The 19,819-nt window shown below is 35.6% G+C and carries 27 protein-coding genes and 1 pseudogene; 8 read left to right on the plus strand and 20 right to left on the minus strand.

The features are described from left to right. Window positions 1–40 precede the first annotated feature (40 nt). The 8 genes from GM418_RS21205 (at window position 41) to GM418_RS21235 (ending at window position 5,544) form a co-directional block, all read left to right on the plus strand. Window positions 41–580, plus strand: coding sequence for a helix-turn-helix domain-containing protein (locus tag GM418_RS21205; RefSeq protein WP_217447551.1), 540 nt, complete (start codon window positions 41–43; stop codon window positions 578–580). A gap of 48 nt (window positions 581–628) precedes the next feature. Then, complete coding sequence (locus GM418_RS21210) at window positions 629–928, plus strand: hypothetical protein (RefSeq protein WP_158869229.1); 300 nt, start codon at window positions 629–631, stop codon at window positions 926–928. A gap of 356 nt (window positions 929–1,284) precedes the next feature. Continuing rightward, the gene (locus GM418_RS21215) at window positions 1,285–1,551 is read left to right on the plus strand and encodes a cupin domain-containing protein (protein WP_217447552.1); all 267 of its coding nucleotides are present in this window, start codon (window positions 1,285–1,287) and stop codon (window positions 1,549–1,551) included. A gap of 64 nt (window positions 1,552–1,615) precedes the next feature. Next, complete coding sequence (locus GM418_RS31910) at window positions 1,616–1,741, plus strand: hypothetical protein (protein WP_262921477.1); 126 nt, start codon at window positions 1,616–1,618, stop codon at window positions 1,739–1,741. A 35-nt stretch (window positions 1,742–1,776) separates the two neighbouring features. Then, window positions 1,777–1,992 (plus strand): hypothetical protein, encoded by a 216-nt coding sequence (locus GM418_RS21220; RefSeq protein WP_158869230.1) that lies wholly within the window; start codon window positions 1,777–1,779, stop codon window positions 1,990–1,992. A 310-nt stretch (window positions 1,993–2,302) separates the two neighbouring features. After that, a complete protein-coding gene (locus GM418_RS21225; RefSeq protein WP_158869231.1) occupies window positions 2,303–2,815 on the plus strand; it encodes a sensor histidine kinase in 513 nt (170 codons plus the stop codon). Window positions 2,816–2,854: 39 nt separating this feature from the next. Then, window positions 2,855–3,211 carry a response regulator gene (locus GM418_RS21230; RefSeq protein ID WP_281350299.1) on the plus strand — a complete coding sequence of 119 codons (357 nt, stop codon included), beginning with the start codon at window positions 2,855–2,857 and terminating at the stop codon, window positions 3,209–3,211. 86 nt (window positions 3,212–3,297) lie between these two features. Next, the gene (locus tag GM418_RS21235; protein ID WP_158869232.1) at window positions 3,298–5,544 is read left to right on the plus strand and encodes a glycosyltransferase family 4 protein; all 2,247 of its coding nucleotides are present in this window, start codon (window positions 3,298–3,300) and stop codon (window positions 5,542–5,544) included. 49 nt (window positions 5,545–5,593) lie between these two features. On the opposite strand, the gene GM418_RS21240 is transcribed toward GM418_RS21235, so the two are convergent. The 20 genes and pseudogenes from GM418_RS21240 to GM418_RS21340 all read right to left on the minus strand — a co-directional run bounded on the left by GM418_RS21240 (window position 5,594) and on the right by GM418_RS21340 (window position 19,770). Next, a complete protein-coding gene (locus tag GM418_RS21240) occupies window positions 5,594–5,785 on the minus strand; it encodes a cold-shock protein (RefSeq protein WP_158869233.1) in 192 nt (63 codons plus the stop codon). Between the two features lie 137 nt (window positions 5,786–5,922). Further along, on the minus strand, window positions 5,923–6,141 hold the full coding sequence (locus GM418_RS21245) for a hypothetical protein (RefSeq protein ID WP_158869234.1): 219 nt from the start codon (window positions 6,139–6,141) through the stop codon (window positions 5,923–5,925). Between the two features lie 355 nt (window positions 6,142–6,496). Beyond that, complete coding sequence (locus tag GM418_RS21250) at window positions 6,497–7,681, minus strand: cation:proton antiporter domain-containing protein (RefSeq protein WP_158869235.1); 1,185 nt, start codon at window positions 7,679–7,681, stop codon at window positions 6,497–6,499. Between the two features lie 248 nt (window positions 7,682–7,929). Continuing rightward, window positions 7,930–8,982 (minus strand): annotated as a pseudogene (gene hflC / locus GM418_RS21255) (protease modulator HflC). A gap of 256 nt (window positions 8,983–9,238) precedes the next feature. Beyond that, a complete protein-coding gene (locus GM418_RS21265) occupies window positions 9,239–10,411 on the minus strand; it encodes a glycoside hydrolase 100 family protein (RefSeq protein ID WP_158869238.1) in 1,173 nt (390 codons plus the stop codon). A 59-nt stretch (window positions 10,412–10,470) separates the two neighbouring features. After that, complete coding sequence (locus GM418_RS21270) at window positions 10,471–11,052, minus strand: DUF2179 domain-containing protein (protein WP_158869239.1); 582 nt, start codon at window positions 11,050–11,052, stop codon at window positions 10,471–10,473. Window positions 11,053–11,069: 17 nt separating this feature from the next. Then, a complete protein-coding gene (corA, locus tag GM418_RS21275) occupies window positions 11,070–12,134 on the minus strand; it encodes a magnesium/cobalt transporter CorA (RefSeq protein ID WP_158869240.1) in 1,065 nt (354 codons plus the stop codon). A 118-nt stretch (window positions 12,135–12,252) separates the two neighbouring features. Beyond that, on the minus strand, window positions 12,253–12,555 hold the full coding sequence (locus GM418_RS21280) for a chaperone modulator CbpM (RefSeq protein ID WP_158869241.1): 303 nt from the start codon (window positions 12,553–12,555) through the stop codon (window positions 12,253–12,255). A gap of 9 nt (window positions 12,556–12,564) precedes the next feature. After that, window positions 12,565–13,452: a DnaJ C-terminal domain-containing protein gene (locus GM418_RS21285; protein ID WP_158869242.1), complete on the minus strand. Its 888-nt coding sequence runs from the start codon at window positions 13,450–13,452 to the stop codon at window positions 12,565–12,567. A gap of 30 nt (window positions 13,453–13,482) precedes the next feature. Beyond that, a complete protein-coding gene (locus GM418_RS21290; RefSeq protein ID WP_158869243.1) occupies window positions 13,483–13,689 on the minus strand; it encodes a hypothetical protein in 207 nt (68 codons plus the stop codon). A 69-nt stretch (window positions 13,690–13,758) separates the two neighbouring features. Next, a complete protein-coding gene (locus GM418_RS21295; protein WP_158869244.1) occupies window positions 13,759–14,517 on the minus strand; it encodes an SDR family NAD(P)-dependent oxidoreductase in 759 nt (252 codons plus the stop codon). 79 nt (window positions 14,518–14,596) lie between these two features. After that, window positions 14,597–14,734, minus strand: a complete 138-nt coding sequence (locus GM418_RS21300; RefSeq protein ID WP_158869245.1) for a hypothetical protein — start codon at window positions 14,732–14,734, stop codon at window positions 14,597–14,599. An 8-nt stretch (window positions 14,735–14,742) separates the two neighbouring features. Continuing rightward, a complete protein-coding gene (nagB, locus tag GM418_RS21305; protein WP_158869246.1) occupies window positions 14,743–15,549 on the minus strand; it encodes a glucosamine-6-phosphate deaminase in 807 nt (268 codons plus the stop codon). A gap of 5 nt (window positions 15,550–15,554) precedes the next feature. Further along, complete coding sequence (locus GM418_RS21310; RefSeq protein ID WP_158869247.1) at window positions 15,555–16,697, minus strand: glycosyltransferase family 4 protein; 1,143 nt, start codon at window positions 16,695–16,697, stop codon at window positions 15,555–15,557. Next, window positions 16,694–17,338, minus strand: a complete 645-nt coding sequence (locus GM418_RS21315) for a PIG-L deacetylase family protein (RefSeq protein ID WP_158869248.1) — start codon at window positions 17,336–17,338, stop codon at window positions 16,694–16,696. The genes GM418_RS21310 and GM418_RS21315 overlap by 4 nt, the downstream gene beginning before the upstream one ends. Before the next feature lie 6 nt (window positions 17,339–17,344). Further along, window positions 17,345–17,746, minus strand: a complete 402-nt coding sequence (locus GM418_RS21320; protein WP_158869249.1) for a hypothetical protein — start codon at window positions 17,744–17,746, stop codon at window positions 17,345–17,347. Window positions 17,747–17,844: 98 nt separating this feature from the next. Next, complete coding sequence (locus tag GM418_RS21325) at window positions 17,845–18,402, minus strand: universal stress protein (protein ID WP_158869250.1); 558 nt, start codon at window positions 18,400–18,402, stop codon at window positions 17,845–17,847. Next, the gene (locus GM418_RS21330) at window positions 18,399–19,265 is read right to left on the minus strand and encodes an SPFH domain-containing protein (protein ID WP_158869251.1); all 867 of its coding nucleotides are present in this window, start codon (window positions 19,263–19,265) and stop codon (window positions 18,399–18,401) included. Before GM418_RS21330 ends, GM418_RS21325 begins: the two co-directional genes overlap by 4 nt. A 124-nt stretch (window positions 19,266–19,389) precedes the next feature. Next, entirely contained in the window at window positions 19,390–19,587 is a 198-nt protein-coding gene (locus GM418_RS21335; protein ID WP_158869252.1) for a general stress protein CsbD, read from the minus strand. Window positions 19,588–19,596: 9 nt separating this feature from the next. Next, window positions 19,597–19,770: a hypothetical protein gene (locus GM418_RS21340; RefSeq protein ID WP_158869253.1), complete on the minus strand. Its 174-nt coding sequence runs from the start codon at window positions 19,768–19,770 to the stop codon at window positions 19,597–19,599. Window positions 19,771–19,819 lie beyond the last annotated feature (49 nt).

Raw genomic sequence — 19,819 nt, forward strand, 5'->3', positions numbered from 1 at the left:
TTCTATAATTAATGCTATTTTGAAGTTGTACATTAAAAATATGGTTTGCATACGCTGCCAAATGGTGGTGAAAGCTGAATTGGAAAAAATTGGGCTACCATATACTGATGTGAAAATAGGGGAAGCTGATATTATCGGAAGTGTGGAGGCTGAACAATTAAAACAGCTAGGAACGGCATTAAAAAAATCCGGGCTACTTTTAATGGATGACAAAAAAAGTATCCTCGTTGAAAAAATAAAAAGTGCAATTATCGAACTGGTGCATTACACCGAGGAGCAGATTAAAGTGAACCTTTCAGATTATCTCAGTGAAAAACTGAATTACGATTATACTTACCTGGCCAATCTTTTTTCAGAAGTTAAAGGCATTACAATTGAGAAGTTTTACCTCACACACAAAATTGAAAAGGTAAAGGAACTCATTGTTTATGATGAGCTAAATCTTACTGAAATTGCCTATAAAATGCATTACAGCAGCGTTGCCCACCTGTCAAATCAGTTCAAAAAAATTACCGGACTTACTCCTTCCCATTTCAAAAAGCTAAAGAATAAAAGGCGGGATACACTTGAGGAAGTGTGAATAATTCGGGGCATAAGAAACAAAGGATTATAAATTAAAAGGATGCTCATGAATCACAATGAAAAATATTATCTGCAGGAAATCTTTGAAAAATTTATTCAACCTAACTTTTCAATTGCTGATTATATTATTTTTTTTGAATGGGATAATATAACCAGGAATTACCGCTATGTAGTAACACCGAAGGAAAACAAATTCATTAGTTTTTATTTGCATAAGCATGATAAAATTGATGATTTTAAAATGGTTGTAATTTACACAAGTGTTGGAGAATTCAATTCTCATAATACGCAAAAATTATTGTTTTTGATAGCTCACGATGATTTGGAGCGATTTAACCATTTCTAACAGGATTTTATTGATGATTTAAACGAAAAAAGTTTTAAAGAATCTCCCTTTGATTTCTATATTCCCTTTTTTGTTAAAAGTGGAAAAAAGGAATAGTCCCCAAAGTATTGTTATAATCACTCTCCAGTAACTCAAAGCTTTTATTTATACATAGTTTTTTTAAACCTGTTATTGGAGAAATAAATTTTTAATTCATCCTTATATCACAAAAATTCTTTGGCTTGGAAAAGAAGGGTGTTAAAACAAATGTGTGAATTATGTAAGTTATAGATTTAATAGTATAACATGTTGCATTTTGTATTAAGTACTTTTAGCATATGCAGGATAGAGAGATTGAGAAATCGAAGCAACATGTCTTGACTGAAATTGCCGAGTATGCAAGCGATTCAGTTATGAGTAAAACAATTATCAGGAAACCAACCGGAAATGTTAGAGTTATGGCATTTGATACTGGTAAGATATTGCCAGAGATTATTTTGCCTTTCGATATATTTATTCAAATCATAGAAGGGGATGCTGAAATAGTAATAAATAAACATTCAAACCTTCTAAAGACAGGGGAAGTGATTGTAATTCCAGCTCACACTTCTTATTATATCAAGGCCAGCAAAAGATTAAAATGATTTCAACATTGATAAAAGCGGGTATGAAGAAAACACATTATAATAATATCTTAAAATAAAAAATATGGCAAAAAGCAAAGAAGGAAAAGAGAGAAAGAACGTGAAAAAGGAAGCGGTAAAAAGCCTGAAAGAAAAAAGAGCTGAAAAAGCGGCAAAAAAAGCAGGGAAAAGCGATTCAGGTTTAATTTAACCAACATTGCACTATTATTCTCATAAACTGAAAAAATGATGATGGAAAATGAATTTAAAGAAGGTGAGGTTGTAAGGTCAAAGTTTAATCCAACCCTGAATCTAGTGATCAGCAAGCATATACCCCCAATTTATTATTGCAGGACGCAAAATAAACCCTCCGGTAAAGAAGTTGCTTATTTTGAAAATGAACTTTTGTTGTACAACGTAAAAAATATAGGTGTAGTTACTTCCGGTAACAGATTATCCTAAAAATAAAACAATTGTGATAAGGGAGTTTTTGAGAAATAAGATGATTTTGAATTTCTGCTTCAAATGGAATACCAAAGGGAAAAGATAAGTGTTGAAGAAATAGCAGTTGACAAATTGAAACATAAAGATGGAAAACAAATATAAAGAAGGCGAGATAGTATATGCCAAAGTAAATCCTGGGCTAAAGTTGGTCATTCGACGTTATGTCGATAGAATTTATTATTGCAAAATTCAAGATGAGCCAGCTCGAAAGGAATTGGTGTATTTTGAACGAGAAATTCTACCCTTTTTAAGTGATACAAAAAGATAAATGAAGGTTTTAAATTCAGAGACAAATTTAAATGAGGTAATAGAATATATTTATTACTTCTTTAAGGAAGAAGTTGAGGGAAAGGGAATTAATTTGCTCTGCGAACAGGGATTATCTTCAAAGGAAGCTACTGTTTATTCAGATAAGAATAAAATCATCGCAATTCTGATTAACCTAATAAAAAACGCAATAAAATTTACAGAAAGAGGATCAATAAAATTTGGATATGAGAAGAAGGGAGAAACCTTAATATTTTTTGTAAAAGATACAGGTGTTGGAATTGATGGGGAGCAGAAGAATATCATTTTTGAAAGGTTCGAAAGAGTCAGCACAAAGCTTATGGTAGATAATAGCGGAAATGGTTTTGGACTATTAATTTCGAAAGCTTATGTGGAATTATTTGGAGGAAAAATTTGGGTCGAAAACGAGTTTGGGCAAGGTTCTTCTTTCTATTTTACGATTCCTTTCAATTCCCACCAGGGAGAACAAATAAATCGTAGAAAAGAATTTTAAAAAAAACAAGATGCTCTAACTGAAGATATTAAAATCCTAATCGCCGAAGACGATGAATTTTCAGAAATACTTATCCGGGAGTTGCTGAATAATTTTGCGCGCGAAATGATAACTGTAAAATCTGGAAGCGAAGCAGTGGATTTCTGTCGAAACAACCCGGATACAAATTTGGTACTAATGGATATTCGAATGCCTCGAATGAACGGATATGAAGCCACCAAACAAATACGGCTTTTTAATAGTAAGGTGATTATTGTCGCACAAACTGCAATGACTTATAACGAGGAGTGGGAGAAGGCCGTTGATGCAGGATGCAATGATTTAATTTCAAAACCTTTTACAAAAGCTGTATTTGAAAAATTGTTAGAAAAGCATTTTAAACTGGTACAAATTTAAAGTTACACGTGAGGATGAAAAAGAAAAAATAGAAATCTTATAAACATTCTTCATTGCTTCTTGCTCATTTACAAATATCTATAAAAATGAAAATAGCATATATTGCCACTTATCCACCACGTGAATGTGGTATCGGAACATTTACCAACAACCTGTATAAATCAATGTTAATTGACAATAAGCCAAAGGAACAAAAGCGTGAAGGCTTTGTTGTCGCAATAAATGACAACAATCTTAATTACAAATACCCGGAAGAAGTAAAATCAATTATAAGACAAGAATACCAGGAAGATTATTTAAAGGCGGTAAAGTACATAAACCTTAGCGGCGCTGATGTTTGTATACTACAACACGAATTTGGCATTTTGGGTGGACAAAGCGGGGTTTATATTCTTCCGTTGCTTCACCGGCTTGAAATTCCGCTTATTGTTACTCTTCATACCATCCTCAAAACCCCTTCGTATAACGAAAAAGCTGTTTTGAAAGAGATTTGCAAAATGGCTCATAAGATTGTAGTGATGAGCCACAAAGCAGTTGAGTTTCTCACAAACATTTACGATGTACCAAAAGAAAAAATTGCACTAATTGAGCATGGTGTGCCAGATATTCAATTCAATCCTGAAAAATCGAAAAAAAAGTTCAAAATCGAGAACAAAAAAGTATTATTAACCTTTGGTTTCATTGGGCGAAGTAAGGGTATTGAAACAGTTATTAAAGCATTGCCGGAAGTGGTTAAGAAATTTCCTGAGCTAATTTATATTGTTTTGGGGAAAACACACCCAAATGTAATAAGACATTCCGGCGAAGAATACCGGATTTTTCTTCTTCGGCTGGTGAAAAACCTTCAGCTTGAGAATCATGTGACTTTCCTGAATGAATTTATCGACGAGCAGGAATTATTTAAATATTTATATGCCTGCGACATTTATATTACTCCTTATTTGAACGAAGCCCAGATTACCAGCGGGACGCTTTCGTATGCGGTTGGAGTGGGCGCAGCTGTTCTCTCAACCCCATACTGGCATGCTGTTGAATTACTGGCAAAAGGAAGAGGAAGGTTATTCAATTTTAATGATTCGGACGACCTTGCAAAAACTCTAACCGGACTTCTTGAACATCCTGAAGACCTCAGCGAGCTAAAAAACAATGCCGGTGAATATGGGAAAAAAATTACCTGGCCAAAAACCGGCGAAAAATATGTAACACTTGCAGAAAAAACAATGAAGGATGAACATTCTATTGTTATTCAAAAAGAAAAGGAACTCGATTTACTTATTCTTCCCCCTTTTTCGCTTGCGCATATTAAACGGCTCACCGATGATACAGGCATTATCCAGCATGCCAAATTTGGAATTCCTAATTTGAAAGAGGGTTATTGTCTCGACGATAATTCGCGTGCTCTACTGATGGTTTTGATGGCATACCAGGAGATGAAAGACAAACGGGCACTTGAATTATCGCCCATTTATCTGAGCTACATTCATTATCTGCAAAATGCAGACGGAACTTTCCGAAATTTCCTGAGCTTTAACCGAAGTTTTTTGGATGAAATTGGCTCGGAAGATTCATTCGGCAGAACAATCTGGGCGCTGGGATACTTACTGGGAAATGCTCCCAATGATGCGTATTACCAAACCGGGAAATTGGTATTCTTCAATGCAGCTCCTAATTTTGAGAAATTAAAATCGATCAGGGGAATTGCCAATACAATGATTGGAATTAGTTATTACCTGAGAAGTAATCCATCGGACGATTCAATGACTGAAAGATTAAGGAATCTGGCAAATGTATTGATGAAACACTATAACGAAAACCAGGCTACTGACTGGAACTGGTTTGAGTCTTTACTGGCTTATGATAATGGTATTTTACCATTGGCTCTTTTACATTCTGCCCAGGTACTGAATGACCCCAAAATTACAGAAACAGCAATTGAATCGATGAATTTCCTGACTACCCATACTCTTAAGGATAACTACCTGTCAATCATTGGAAATGAAAAGTGGTACAAAAAAGAAGGGGAGCGTTCTGTTTTTGCCCAGCAGCCTATTGATGCAATGGCAATGGTATTAATGTACCACCAGGCATATTTTGTAACAAAAGACAAGGATTACCTGAATAAACTTTACACTTCATTTTTATGGTTTTTGGGTGAAAATGATCTGCGGATGAGTTTATACGATTTTGAAACGAAGGGTTGTTGCGATGGATTTGAAAGTTATGGTGTAAACCGGAACCAGGGAGCAGAAAGTTCGCTCGCTTATTTAATTTCGCATTTAACGGTTTTGCAGGCTTATGAAGAATTTCACCGGTCAGACTTGAAATTGGTGTAAAAAAATCCCGCATAAAGCGGGACAATATTTAAATGACTGTAATATTTAACTAAGCTTTCCTGACATTCACAGCATTTTTACCTTTTCTTCCTTCTTCCAAATCAAAAGTTACTTTATCATTTTCCCGGATATCTTCTTTCAATCCTGAGGCATTAACATAGAATTCTTTTGATGAATCATCATCTTTAATGAATCCAAATCCTTTTAGACTATTATAGAACTTTACTGTTCCTTTATTCATTGTATTAAATTATTAATTGTGTGTAATTTAGGCTTAAAAATCGGAATCGCACATTTTATTGTAACAAAGATTGTTAATTTAATTGTTATATATTGTAACAATGGTTAAAAGAATAATTTTAACCGGGAATATAAAGGTTATTCTTCTATTTTGGGATGTTTCAGTTTGTACTTATTCAGTAGTGAATTCAGTGATTCATAGTAAGATTTTAAATGATTAAGAGATATTTTCTCATCATTTCCCGATGGAATAGTCACGGGCATTTCTGCTAAGTATTCCGACAGTTCTGGATACTTTTCCAGTATTATCATCGAAATTCTCAGGATGTCTGAATTAAGTTCTTTTTCTGATTTCATAACTGTTTCCATATGATGATTAAAATGCTTCTTTCATAATCTTTCTTTTGTAATTTCGTGAACATTGTTATATTTTGGGTCAACTAAGTTACTAATCGTACTTCCTGTAATTGTTACATAACTTTTGTGAAAATTTACATGATTCACATATTTTCTAAAACGTGAAAATTGGCTGTAATAGGGCTACCGCAGACTTTATTATTTCTTCCAAATTATTTAGAGAAAACTATCAACCTATGTTAAAAGACTACAACATATACATCATGCGAAGCACTTAATATTAATTACCCATATCCTTTTTAAAGTAAAAATAAGAATAAAAAAAATAGGAAATAATTCTAATATTGATATAAGCTTACCTATTTAAATTAGAAATTTTTGTTTTAATAATCTTTCTGGAAAGATTAATCCACATCGGGCTTATAAACAAAGTAAGGGCAATAGTACCAATAATTAATTGGTAGTCATAAATTTTGATAATGCCTGAATAATAACCTGTTGACCCCAAAATAAAACTAAACTCTCCAATTTGTGACAGCAAAGCACCTGCGTAAAAACTTATTTTCCAGTCTTTACTGAAAATACGCATTATTAAAATATTAATGGTATTGTTTACAATTAATACAATTAATACAAGTGAACCTATTATAAGGGCATTCTCTTTCAAAAAATGCAAATCAATTAACATGCCTACTGAAACAAAGAATAAGGCTACAAACATAATCTTAAAAGCATGCAAGCTATTGTGTACCCATTGGGTAGATTTTGTGGATGATAAAACAGTTCCTGCAATAAAAGCTCCCAAAGCCGATGATAAACCAAATAATGCCGTTAATATAGAAAATCCGAAACACAGAGTAAAGGCTACAAAAACCTGTACTTCATGATCTTTACTGATATATTTCATGAAAGGAAGTTTAACCTCTTTTTTTACTAAAATATAGACAATGATTCCAATAATTAAAACTCCGCCAATTACTTGTTTTATTATTTCGGTAATTTCGGGGTTATTTCCTCCAAGATAACCCATCATAATAAGCATGGGTACAATTAAAATATCCTGTGTTATGAGTACCCCAAGTACATTTTGCCCCACTTCTGTAAACAATTCATTTCTTTCTTGCAAAAGTTTAACAATAACCGCAGTACTGCTTAAACTGATTATAAACCCCAACATAACTACCTGATTGATTTTCCAGTTAAAAAAATTGCCCAATAGCCAAACTATTATTACACTTACTACTATTTGAATTGAGGTTCCGATTATCGATACTTTCCAGTTTGTGACTAAACTTGGCAAGTGAATTTCCATTCCAACAAAAAATAATAATAAAACCAATCCCAATGAGCCCAGGTTGGTAATAAGGATTTCATCTGTTATAAGCTTAAATCCGAAAGGCCCTACCAACACGCCTACAATTAAGTAGGTCACTATTGAGGGTTGCTTAAATACCTGTAATACAAAACCCACAACAATAATTATCATTGAAAGAATAACAAATTTAGACAGAACAGGGTCTATGTTAATTGTTGCAATCATGTTTAGGTTTGTACTTTAATTTGAAAAAAAAGTTTGTAAAATACCTACTATGCATACGTTATAAAGCCTTTTAGTGCCTTTCCCTGTTCTTCCAAATCATGGTTCAATTTATGTTTAAAAGTGTCCCATTTTTTTAGTTCCATCAGGTCTGTATTCACTATTTTTTTTGAATTTAATTTTTCTTAGCTTCAAGTTCTGCTATAATTTTTTTCATTTTTCATTTAAGTTAAAATAGATGTGTTCATTTTTTACTTCATACTTTTCAAGTATTTGAAAAGCTCGCTGTCGGTAGATAAAATCACCGATGTAGTTGTATCAAATGTTGTTTCGAAAGTTTCCATCGATTTTAAAAAACCGTATAATTCGCGTGAAGAAGACGTTTGGTCATAGGCTGAAGCATATATTGCTGCGGCTTTGGCATCAGCTTTTCCTTTTATTTCTTCCGCTTTTCTAAAAGCTTCGGATTGGATTGCTTTGAGCTCCCGTTCTTTTTCGCCATTAATACGTGAAGCTTCACCTTGCCCCTCAGACCTGAATTTATCGGCTATGCGAAACCTTTCACTTTTCATACGTTCGTAAACCTGCGTACTTACTTCCTCAACATAATTAATCCGTTTAAACCGAAAGTCGAGTATAACAATTCCATGGTACTGCGCCTTCTGGTTGGCGGATATAAGAATCATACGCTGTAATTCCTCCCGGCCAACAAATATGGAGGCAAGCGAATCTGAAATCATTTCACCGGTTGCGCCTGAAGAAGCCGGGACCCTGTTCTGAGAACGTACAGCTTCTTCCAGATCATGTGCTGCAATGTAATCCCTTGTTTCACCATCAAGAATATCATCCAGACGGGATTGTGCGCCCCTTTCATTTGTCATTCTTTTAAAAAACTGAACTTGCAACAAAAAATTGGACATTCAGTTAAGTTATGCTGCAAATTTTTGTTTGTTAATTAATTTTCCAAATTCATCCGGCGACAGATAGTTCAATGAAGAATGACTTCTTTGTGTATTAACGCTGGCTTTAACTGTTCGGAAACCAAACTCCAGTTTTTGTTGCCTTTCAACAGGTACTTTATACACCCGTTCAATAAAAGGCATTTTCATATTAAGCCCCGATTCAACTTTGCGTACATATTTACCAAAGCGGGTAATAACACCTACTTCTTCGGGTTCAACCTGGAAAAATGAGTTAAAGACAAGCAATATTGAAAAAAATGCAATAATGATTATATTTCTATACTTCAGCATTTTTTTCAAAATAGGCGATTCTATGTTTTTTGTGTTGAAAGAATCTGTCATGAATTAAAATATTTGATTGCCAATAAATTTACCCCCAATAAAAGTGAAAAGGGTTATACAATTTCAGGAATTTGTTACATTATTCACACTTTCCCTTTACCCATAGTGATGGCTATCCTTCTTTTTAAATGATAGTACCATTGTATATAAATTTTAAGTTGGGTTTTTAAAATTCATTTTCCCATTACGATGAAAAGTAACATTTATAATCATTCCCCTTTATGGCAAAAAAAGGTGATGCCTGGTTCCATCTTATTCATTTATTTCTTATTTCATCAAAAAAAGGCGTTCTTTTTTCTTCAACACATTTTGCAGCATAGAGATACATTGACGCACTCCAGGTTTGCCAGTCCTGTCCCAGTGGTTTTCCATTCTGTGCTTTAATCCATTCGTTAAAACCAAAATGTTGGTTTCCGGATGCTGATAGTTTACTACATTGTGTAAGCGCTTCCAGTTTTTCAGCGGCCAGTTTATACCGTTTGGCGGCAACTAAGGCTGCTATATAAAACCCGCATATAAATGGCCAGATTCCTCCGTTGTGGTAATCTCCCGGATTATTATATTTGGAATATCGCTCATGCCAGTCAGGATCTTCTGGTTTAATGAAGGGAAAGAAATTGGGTGGCAATGCCCCGGTTAGTTCGCCTCGTTCATGCATTCCTGCGCATTCCTCTTCAATCCACGAAATCATTTCATCGGCTCGCTTAGGTGAGGCAATCCCGGAAAGAATGGCCAGGCTATTTCCAAGAAGATCAAAACGCTCGCTGCTAAAAATTTTATAAGACCAAAATGCATAATAAGGTTTGTGTTTTACCACCAGACCTTCATGCACGTGTTGGTGCATGGTTCCTCCTGTAACGGTAAAACGGCTCATTGCGTGGCGCATTTTTTCTGCTGACTCATGTTCGCCAAGAATTCTGAGATAACTGTAAACAAGTGTATTCACATACAGTCCGTACCCGATTACCCATTGTTCGTCGCGCCAGTCGCTGGTGGGTAGTTGTGCAACCAAAAACCTGTCAGAAGGGCTTTGATAGCTCATCCAAACCAGTGCTTTTTCAACGGCTTCTGCAAGGAAATCAGCTTCACCTGAAACTTTTCTAAAAATACCTGCCGCCAGCAAAAACAGAGGAGTGGTATCACTGGCGCCACGATCGTCTTTGTCGTGCACAAGCGAAGGAATATGGCCATGTTCGGTTTGATTTCTTGCCAGTGTTTCCAACACATTCCGGATACTTTTGATAAGTTCTTGATTATTGGAAACGGCTATTCCCAGAATCGAAATCATCTGATCCCGTGTATAAGGCTCAGGATATCCCCACCCTGCCGTTCGTGGTAATCCATGAAACGGCCCGTGAGCATTGTGAAGAAGGACTTCCAGCGCTGCTTTCTTTGCTTGTTCAATCTCTTTTTCATAATTGGTTTTCATGATATTATCTTGTTAAAATTTATGGAACTCCAATAAAGCACCCAAATTGAAACTCATTTTCATTTTTCTGAGCCCACGTGCCGATATTTTTTTTGTTTGGTATTAATCCTTTCGCTCTGGACATCAACAGATCTAATGTCTTCTATTGAATAAAATGCATTGGGATTATATTGATTTGTTAAGGAAATTATATTCTGAATCATTTTGCGCTGCACAATTAAATAAATAACATGTACTTTCCCCTGATTGCTTTTTGCTTCAACAGAGGTAGAATGCAATCCTTTTTCGTATAAATTTGAAATCAATGATGAGGCATCCTTTTGAGTTACAATTCGTATCATTTGAATACCCAGGGCAAATTTTTCTTCTAAAATAAGTCCAATATAATTACCTGTTGCAAAACCACCTGCATAGGCCAGGTAATAAGTGATATTATCAAGGTCTTTCATTATTCTGGTAATGGCAACCAACCAAATTAAGATTTGAAAAAAGCCCAGTATTGGCGCAATAATTTTATTTCCTTTTGTAATAAATACAATGCGTAATGTATCGAGGGTTACATCAGCAATACGTGCAATAAAAATTAAAAATGGCAACAACATAAATGTAAACCATATAGAGTCGATAAAAATCAAGTTCATAATTAATTATTTTAGATTCAAAACCATTTCCTTTTTCTGAAGAAAAAAATTAGGCTGACGATAATGGAAAGCGTAACCAGCCAGAATAATGGATATGAATATTTAAATTCAATCTCGGGGAAATAAGAAAAATTCATTCCGTAAACACCTGCAAAAAAAGTTAACGGAATAAAAATAGAAGCAAATATTGTTAATACTCTCATTACTTCATTCATCCTGCTATTTAAGTTGGCGTTGTAAATGCTTAATTGATCTGAAACCATATTGCTGTATAATTCAATAACATCAATGGCATGAATTACCAATTCGCTTAAGTCTTTTAAATAGTGAAAATTCTTCTTTTTAAAAAGGGAGTGTTCAGATTTAAAAAGATGGATCATCAAATCACCAACAGGACGAATCGATTTTCTCAAAAAATTCAGCTCCGTTTTTAAGTTGTAAATTTCTTCTGCAATTTTGGCATCTTTGTGTGAAAATATCCTGTCCTCCAGGTCTTCTACTTTGCGACCGATGGTTTCAATTAATATGATGTAATTATCCACAATTGTATCCAATAATGCATAGGCCAGGTAATCACTTTCATTTAATCTGGCCTTACTTTTTTTATTTCGTATTCTTTCTCTTACGGGTTCAAAAATATCACCCTGGCTTTCATGCAAGGTAAGCACAAAATGCTGACCTAATATTATTGTTATTTGTTCGGCAGTAATTTCATTCGCAAGGATGTTGAATTGTAAAATATTTAAAATGAGCGCATTATGATTTTCCTTATCCAAATATTTCGGACGTTGGTCTGTATTTAATATGTCTTCCAATAATAGAGGATGAATTTCGAATAACTCCCCCATTTTTTGTATCATATCTATATCATGAATCCCAAAAATATTAATCCATGTAACGCCTTGGGCTTTGGTATTTATAGCGCCTTCATTAATTCCGGTTAGTTCTTTTTCAATTAAGCTGTCGGTATCATATTCCATTACTTTAATAATCGGGGTTGCTATTTTTTGATCCCCAATAAAAATAAGCGAGCCTGGCGCCTGCCCTTTGGTTGCCGATATGTCTTTAATAAATCTTGCCATATTAGATGTAACTTTAAAAATTAAATTGTAAATCCAGAAAAAGTTCTAAGGAGTGAACAATTTATGCCTGTGGATCAAAGTTTTAAATTATAAGATTTTGAATTGTTCATATCATCTTTTATCCTTCATAAAACCGAAGCCTGTTTTTAAGCACAACTATCTCATTCTGCTGGTTTTCTATTCGCTGCAATAAATAGGTTATGGTCTCAATTCCTTCGAGGTTAATATCCAGATCATAATAGAAACGAACAAATTTTTCAAGCTGAGGAAGCTGCTCTTTTTCAACAAAGTACTTTGATTCAATAATACTGATTTCAATTAATCCGTTTTGTTGCAAAAGGTTTATAAAAGAAATCTCGACATTGTGATTGACACAGAATTCATTTACCGCTATTAAATCATCTATTTGTGTTGCTTTCATGATAAAAGATTAAGATTTTGATAACTCAGTAAATAAACTTTTTTGCTTTTCAGTTAAATGGATTGGAATTTTAACTGTATAGGTAATGTATAAGTCTCCGAACAGCCCAGCCTTTTTATAACCAGGAAATCCTTTCCCTTTGAGTTTTACCTTACTTCCATTTTGTGTTTCGGGCTTTACCTTTAGTTTCACTTTTCCGCTTAGTGTATCGAGGGTTATTTCGCCACCCAACACCGCTGTGTATAATTCTAAATCGACATGAGTATATAAATCATTTCCCAGTCTTTTGATGCCGGGATGATTGGCTATTGAAAATGTAATATACAAATCACCATTCGGCCCGCCATTTATTCCCGGCCCCCCATGACCTGCAATTTTTATGGTTTGCCCGTTTTCAATGCCGGCAGGGATGGTTATTCTTATGTTTTTGCCATTTACAGAAAGGGTTTGTTTGTGGGTTTTAAAAGCATCTGTTAGGTTGAGCTGTAATTGCGCGTAATAATCCTCGCCTCTGAATTTTACCTGCCTGTTACTTCCGGCATTTACTGAACCTCCAAACATAGATTCGAAGAAATCCGAAAAATCACTGCCTGATTGTGTCCGGGAATACTTTTGTCCACTAAAATCTGAAGATTGTTCCTGATACTGTTTAGCATTTTCAAACTGTTCGGCATGTTGCCAGTCTTTCCCGTATTTGTCGTATTTCTTTCGTTTTTCAGGGTCGCTAAGTACTGCATTCGCTTCATTGATTTGCTGAAAGTTCTTTTTGGCATCTGCATCATTGGGGTGCAAATCGGGGTGATATTTTCTGGCCAGTTTACGGTAGGCTTTTTTAATGTCGCTTGCAGTGGCATTTTTGTCTATCCCTAATATTTTGTAATAATCGATAAAGTTCATTTGTTAGTCAGATAATAAATATCAAAAACCTTAATTTATACCAACTCCGAACAGATATCCAATCAATGCTGACATTGCCATTGCAATGGTTCCCCAGATACAAATTCTCAATACAGATTTGCTTACTAGCGAGCCCAAAGCCTCTGCTGCAATAATTCCGGAATATATTGGGATCTTTTGCCACACTTGCAGCAGCAACTCCAATGGCGAAACTGGTGGTAGATAGAATACAATCATTTGCACCTAATACAGAGGCTCTCAGCCATCCGCTTCTTTCTACAAAATGATTTTCACTTTCCACTCCATTTATTTACAGGTATAACCACCATCAATAACTAATTCACTTCCGGTAACAAATTTTGATTCGTCGGATACCAGGTAAAGTATTCCATACGCAATATCTATTGATTCACCAACATGTCCTATCGGGTGCAGGCTATCCAACTGTTTTCGGAATTCCGGATTTTTTTTACCCAGCGCTTCAACCAGTGGCGTCCAGATAAATCCCGGATGTACAGAGTTCACTCTTATATTGTCTTTTGCGTAAATAAGTGCATCATTTTTCGTCATTAACCTGACGGCACCTTTTGAAGCGTGATAAGGAGGAATATCTCCTGCTCCAATCAGCCCATAAATGGAGGAAAGGTTTATAATACTTCCTTTTCCCGATTTTTGCAGATAAGGAATGGCATGTTTTGTGCAGAAGAAAACTCCTTTTACGTTTACATTCATAACTGCATCCCATTCTTTTTCGGTTAATTCATGGGTTGGCTTGTCGGCGCCTGCAATTCCTGCATTATTAACTGTCGCATCCAATTTCCCAAATTCTTTGACAACGTCAGCATAAACTTTTTCAACCTCTTTTTCGTCTGATACATCAAGATGCCAGAATTTTGCTACTCCGCCTGACTTATTTATTTCTTCAACTAAGTTTTGACCTTCTTTATTCAGTACATCAGTTACGGCTACTTTTGCACCTTCTTTTGCTAATAAAAGACACGTTTCGCGACCAATTCCTAACGCGCCACCTGTAACGATGACAACTTTATTTTCTGTTCTTTTCATGATTTATTTGTTTTTATATTTATAATATGGGTCATATCAATGTATTCCCAATTTATTGTTGATAATCGATACAAACCTTTTAGCTACCACCATTTAGTGGAAATTCCCAACCTGCTGTCCGGGGTAAATAGTGAAACGGCTCGTGAGCATTGTGAAGAAGCACTTCCAGTGCTGCTTTCTTTGTTTCCACTATCTCTTGCCAAATATCGGTATGCATGGTGTTTATTAATGCACTGTTTCATCCTTTGCAATAATTTCAATCTCTTTGAAATATTTAACTGTTTTAACCTGTAATTCCATCGTTGCCGATTCATCACAAACAATAATTCCATTTTGATGCATTTGTAGAATAGAAGCTGGCCACAAATGGCTTACTCCACTTTCAACTACTTCTTTTAACGCTCGTGCTTTGTTGTAACCAGTAATTACAATCAGAACTTCCCGGGCATCCATAATCGTGCCGACTCCAACTGTAAGCGCTTTTGTGGGTACTTTTGACAAATCATTATCAAAAAACCTTGAATTAAAATGAATGGTATCATAGCAAAGTGATTTAACTCGTGTGCGTGAGGTTAGCGAAGAACCGGGCTCATTCAATGCAATATGTCCATCATTGCCAATGCCACAAAGAAACAAATCAATACCTCCGGCATTAAAAATATTCTTTTCATATTCCAGACATTCCTGATCCAGATTGAGCGCATTACCATTTAAGATATGCACGTTTTGTTTAGGGATATCAATATGGTTAAAGAAATTAACGTACATGAAGAAATGGTAACTTTGGGTATGACTTTCAGGAATTCCAACATATTCGTCCATATTAAAAGTGATGATATTCTGAAATGAGATATCACCTAACTTATGTCGCCGAATAAGTTCATTGTACGTGGGTAAAGGTGATGACCCTGTTGGCAAGCCAAGAACAAAAGGCCTATTATTGGTAGGATTAAAATCTATAATCTTTTTGATAATATAATCAGCTACCCATTTGCCTACTTCAGTTTGGTCTTTTTTAATTAATACTTGCATTTTCTTTAATATATTCCCAACTTATCGTTGATGATCTGTACAAAACGCTTTGCAACCACACGATAATCGAAATTCTCTACAACTCTTTCCCTGCCCGCTTTGCCCATTTTCTCGCGCAATTCAGCATCTTTCATAAGCTGCAATAAGTACTTTGCTATATCCTGCACATTTGCCCGGTAATCGACCGTGCGTGGCACTTTAAAAATTACTTTATGCTGATCTTCAAATCCTGATTCTTCGCCAAGTAAAACTTCACTCACCGCAATTTTACGAGCTACTTTTGCCAGAAGAGCTGTTTCTCCGTGAATGAGTGTATCCAGCATTCCCATAGCTTTAATGCTAACTACAGGTTTTCCACATGCACCTGCTTCTACCTGCGGCATTCCAAATCCTTCCAACCGGGAAGGAGCTGCATAAATATCGCATGCTCCAATCAGGTAAGGCATAAAATTCCGGGAGATTTTATTCGTCGCATACGTCACATTTTTTTCGATACCAAGATGTGCTGCCATTTCCAGATCCAACATATTTTGAGTTTTAGTTCGTGGCTGTGGCCATACTTTACACACATATTTCCAGTCGGGCGCTTTGGTATCGATAATGGCCAGCGCCTGCATTACCTCTTGTGCGCCTTTCGATGCGGCGTCGCCACCAACGGTAAGAATCATTAACTGGTCAGGTGAAACACCCAAAGCTTCACGAACGGCCAAAATTTTTGGATCATCCTTTTGAAAAGGAATAAATGCATCAGTATTGCAGCCCACAGGCAAAACTTCAATTTTACTGCCATCGATACCATCGCGGACATACATCTCTTTCACCCAGTTAGACGTTACAAGGATTAATGGTAGCGCATTTAAAACTTCCTGGTAATTGGCAATATAACCATCGGCAACCAGCCATGGAACAGGCTGCACACCGTAACGCTGCGGGTGAAGAACCAACTGCGGTGTGTGCCCCCAGTATCCAACGCCAACAACAATGTCGGGCTCAAACCAGCGGTAATACCATTCCTTTTCCTGAGCCGATTCGAAATGCACAGGGTGGGCGTCAATGCCCATTTCTACAAGTCCTTTGTAAAGCAAATCTCCCTGGGTAGCAAGTCCCCCCGGCGAGGGAGGGTAATCGTATAAAACCAATACTTTCATAAGTAAACTCCTCCGTTGTTAAGCCATTTTACAGCCGTAAGCGAATTTGTAAATTGACGGAAAGCTTCATCCCTTGGTGTTGTTTTTGCCTCCCAGCTATTTTCATCAAATCCGTACGTTTCTGTAATCATGCTGTATTTTCTCTTCCAAATTCGCCCGGTGAGTGTGCGGTATATTGCAGCATCTTTCTCTGGTTGGGGATAATACTTCCTTTTACCATCTTCATAGGCAAAAGTCCAAAGTTCGTCGGTGGATATTTTCTTGTTGTACCAAAGTTTTATTACGGCTTTACTTACTTCTTCGTGTCTAATATGTCGCGTATATTCCCCTGATGGATTATGGGTAATAATTAAATGATAATTTTTAGCCGGTAGCAGATCAAGAATGACTTGCTCCACTACTTTAATATCAAGGGGAATTTGTTCAGGACTGTCATCCAGCGTACCCATAGCACCTTCCGCTCTAAACGTTTTTAATGCTTCGTAAAATTTAGGGGCACGCTCTTTATCGTTTCCCCGGCAAAGCGAAATAATAAAACAGTTCCACGACAGTTGACTTAATATTGTTCCTCCCGCCCACAAAGTTTCATCATCAGGGTGGGCGACAATTACGACAACGTTTTTCTGTTTTATTTCATTCATCAAACGTTACTTATTAGCCATTTTCCCGTGAGCGTTAAAGAAGTCTTTTACAAAGGCTTTTTGTTGATTATTGGTCATATTATCTGCTGGTTGAACAGAAATTCTTATTTTTTCAAATTGGCGGTTACTTTTTAACACATTGAATAATTCGGTTTTGGCATCAGTAGGTCCAAAAAGCAGCACATCGCTGTAATCATTAATTACATAACTCAATTTTTTGTAAAAAGCAGATTGTTCATTTTGCTCTTTGTTGTGCATCAGGCTTTCATCCATTCTTAGATTTTGAACCTGGTCTGGGAATGACGGAATTGATTTCAGCGTTTTTGATATTACTGTATCATATAATAACTCAAATATATTGGCAGTTGAATGATCCATCCATATTCCTAACCGTTTTACTGATTTCATGATATTCTATTTTTATTGTTTTCATTACTATTTTATTTCTCTCTAGCTTTTTATCACTTTATTTTAATGAAATAAATCTGCCATTAATGCTGTTGAAATCAGGATTTACTTTGCTTTTTTGTTGGGATAATCAAAACCGGAATAGTCGTATTTTGTAAAACTTTTTTAGTAATGCTTCCCATGGTTGTATTTTCAAACCATTTCCTGCTGTGCGATCCCATTACAATAACATCCGCATTAATTTTATATGCAGCCTTTAAAATAGCTTCTGCGCAATCACCTTCTTCAAGGAGCGTTTGAATGCGATTATCTCCAAGATATAGTTTTGACTTATCAAGAAATTGCATGGATAATTTTTTAGAATTAAAGGTATCTTCCTGCATCACCTCACTAGTATCCAAATGACCTGCAAAACCCATAACAGTAATATGTTCAGCGACCTTATAATCCTGTGGATCTGCTAACACATGTAATAATGTTATTTCGGCCTTCATCGTTTTTGCAAATGAAAAGCCTGTTTCCGCTACTTTTTGGGCACTTGGATCATAATCCAGCGTAATCAATATTTTTTTCATTTTTTCATGTTGATATTTTGCCCTTTCTCTTCCCTCAATACCCCCAAAAAATCGTTTCAAAAAATTTTTCCTTGTAATCATTTCTCTTTTTGTCTCCTTTCCAGGGGTACAATACCGGCCATTTCGCCTATAATGTTTACCAATTCTGCACCGGTTGGAATAACAATTTTTGCATTGTTCTCCAGTGATGCTTCCAGTGCTTCCAGCTTTCGCAATAGCTGTGCATTTCCAATAAAATACTTATCGGCAGCTTCATTTACGAGTTTTATAGCTTCCGCTTCTCCCTCTGCATGTAAAATCTTCGACTGTTTATAACCTTCGGCTTCTTTAATTTTGGCACGTTTTACACCGTCAGCAACAGTTTCAGCGGCAGTGGCAGAATCAATAGCTGCAATTTTTTCATTTTCAGCTTTTACCACTTTGTTCATGGTTTCCTGTACATCAGAAGGCGGATCAATCTGTTTTAATTCAGTGCGTATAATTTCTATTCCCCAGCTTTTGGTTTCTTTATGCAGGGTTTCATGCAGTTCGGTGTTTATTTTCCCTCGTTCGCTGTTAGCCGATTTTAAGGTAAGTGTACCTATAATGTTACGGAGTGTTGTACGGGCAAGGTTAACTATCTGCCACTGATAATTATCAACATCGTAGGTTGAACCTTTTATACTTTCCTCATCCGATTTTACCCTGAAATATACCTGAGCGTCAACGCTTGCATTCAAATTATCGTTGGTGATAATTTCCTGAGGTTCGGCATCCACCATTTGTTCCGTGATGTTTACCATAAAAAGGCGATCAACAACCGGAATAATCCAGTGAAATCCTGGATCCGCAAGTTTCTTATATTTCCCAAGTCGCTCAATAAGCCCCCTGTGCGTTGGCCTTACAATTCTAATTCCCAATAGTAAAAAAATTACTATCGGAATGATCAAATACAAATAATTCATGTGTTTTTTATTTATTGTTTTTTATAGGTAACGCAAGGAACTCGCCATAATTAAGCTCCTCTTTTTCAAAAAGCTTATTGTGATGGCTCGTTTCATTTTAATATTTTAGCTTGTTTATTTGCCTTCAGGAAGAATACTCCAATGAGTCAATTTCATCCATCAATTCCTTTTTTGTTTTACCCAATTTGATAGAAATATTCTGTATCAAATCTTCTCTTGATACTCTTCCCCAATCCAAATCAACATCAGTTAAATCTGGATATTTGTTTCTGAGTTTATCTTTTATAATTCGCCATCCGTTCATATCAAATTTTGTATCCATAATTATATTTTAATTTTTTGATGTTTTTATAATTTTTTTATTAAACAAAATACGAAGCAGGATAATAATTCCGGATAACGGAATAAGTAAATGAACAATTCGTGGAGGGGACTTAAAACCATAAACCATGACACCCCATAAAATTAAAAGTAAACCTGCAATAATATATATTGAATATTTCATGACTTTGATGTTTTGAAACCCTATAATAGATTCCGAGATTGTACATAAA

The sequence above is a fragment of the Maribellus comscasis genome (assembly GCF_009762775.1).
In the GTDB taxonomy this organism is placed as follows: domain Bacteria; phylum Bacteroidota; class Bacteroidia; order Bacteroidales; family Prolixibacteraceae; genus Draconibacterium; species Draconibacterium comscasis.

What these genes read in the sequence shown, in the direction of transcription:
- GM418_RS21300 (WP_158869245.1), bottom strand. Translation starts at nt 14,734, where the DNA reads ATGCATACCGATATTTGGCAAGAGATAGTGGAAACAAAGAAAGCAGCA.
- GM418_RS21310 (WP_158869247.1), bottom strand. Translation starts at nt 16,697, where the DNA reads ATGAAAGTATTGGTTTTATACGATTACCCTCCCTCGCCGGGGGGACTT.
- corA (WP_158869240.1), bottom strand. Translation starts at nt 12,134, where the DNA reads ATGGCAAGATTTATTAAAGACATATCGGCAACCAAAGGGCAGGCGCCA.
- GM418_RS21340 (WP_158869253.1), bottom strand. Translation starts at nt 19,770, where the DNA reads ATGAAATATTCAATATATATTATTGCAGGTTTACTTTTAATTTTATGG.
- GM418_RS21290 (WP_158869243.1), bottom strand. Translation starts at nt 13,689, where the DNA reads ATGATTGTATTCTATCTACCACCAGTTTCGCCATTGGAGTTGCTGCTG.
- GM418_RS21205 (WP_217447551.1), top strand. Translation starts at nt 41, where the DNA reads ATGGTTTGCATACGCTGCCAAATGGTGGTGAAAGCTGAATTGGAAAAA.
- GM418_RS21250 (WP_158869235.1), bottom strand. Translation starts at nt 7,681, where the DNA reads ATGATTGCAACAATTAACATAGACCCTGTTCTGTCTAAATTTGTTATT.
- GM418_RS21240 (WP_158869233.1), bottom strand. Translation starts at nt 5,785, where the DNA reads ATGAATAAAGGAACAGTAAAGTTCTATAATAGTCTAAAAGGATTTGGA.
- GM418_RS31910 (WP_262921477.1), top strand. Translation starts at nt 1,616, where the DNA reads ATGGCAAAAAGCAAAGAAGGAAAAGAGAGAAAGAACGTGAAAAAGGAA.
- GM418_RS21270 (WP_158869239.1), bottom strand. Translation starts at nt 11,052, where the DNA reads ATGAACTTGATTTTTATCGACTCTATATGGTTTACATTTATGTTGTTG.
- GM418_RS21265 (WP_158869238.1), bottom strand. Translation starts at nt 10,411, where the DNA reads ATGAAAACCAATTATGAAAAAGAGATTGAACAAGCAAAGAAAGCAGCG.
- GM418_RS21245 (WP_158869234.1), bottom strand. Translation starts at nt 6,141, where the DNA reads ATGAAATCAGAAAAAGAACTTAATTCAGACATCCTGAGAATTTCGATG.
- GM418_RS21225 (WP_158869231.1), top strand. Translation starts at nt 2,303, where the DNA reads ATGAAGGTTTTAAATTCAGAGACAAATTTAAATGAGGTAATAGAATAT.
- nagB (WP_158869246.1), bottom strand. Translation starts at nt 15,549, where the DNA reads ATGCAAGTATTAATTAAAAAAGACCAAACTGAAGTAGGCAAATGGGTA.
- GM418_RS21210 (WP_158869229.1), top strand. Translation starts at nt 629, where the DNA reads ATGAATCACAATGAAAAATATTATCTGCAGGAAATCTTTGAAAAATTT.
- GM418_RS21320 (WP_158869249.1), bottom strand. Translation starts at nt 17,746, where the DNA reads ATGAAATCAGTAAAACGGTTAGGAATATGGATGGATCATTCAACTGCC.
- GM418_RS21325 (WP_158869250.1), bottom strand. Translation starts at nt 18,402, where the DNA reads ATGATTACAAGGAAAAATTTTTTGAAACGATTTTTTGGGGGTATTGAG.
- GM418_RS21285 (WP_158869242.1), bottom strand. Translation starts at nt 13,452, where the DNA reads ATGAACTTTATCGATTATTACAAAATATTAGGGATAGACAAAAATGCC.
- GM418_RS21220 (WP_158869230.1), top strand. Translation starts at nt 1,777, where the DNA reads ATGATGATGGAAAATGAATTTAAAGAAGGTGAGGTTGTAAGGTCAAAG.
- GM418_RS21280 (WP_158869241.1), bottom strand. Translation starts at nt 12,555, where the DNA reads ATGAAAGCAACACAAATAGATGATTTAATAGCGGTAAATGAATTCTGT.
- GM418_RS21315 (WP_158869248.1), bottom strand. Translation starts at nt 17,338, where the DNA reads ATGAATGAAATAAAACAGAAAAACGTTGTCGTAATTGTCGCCCACCCT.
- GM418_RS21235 (WP_158869232.1), top strand. Translation starts at nt 3,298, where the DNA reads ATGAAAATAGCATATATTGCCACTTATCCACCACGTGAATGTGGTATC.
- GM418_RS21295 (WP_158869244.1), bottom strand. Translation starts at nt 14,517, where the DNA reads ATGAAAAGAACAGAAAATAAAGTTGTCATCGTTACAGGTGGCGCGTTA.
- GM418_RS21335 (WP_158869252.1), bottom strand. Translation starts at nt 19,587, where the DNA reads ATGGATACAAAATTTGATATGAACGGATGGCGAATTATAAAAGATAAA.
- GM418_RS21330 (WP_158869251.1), bottom strand. Translation starts at nt 19,265, where the DNA reads ATGAATTATTTGTATTTGATCATTCCGATAGTAATTTTTTTACTATTG.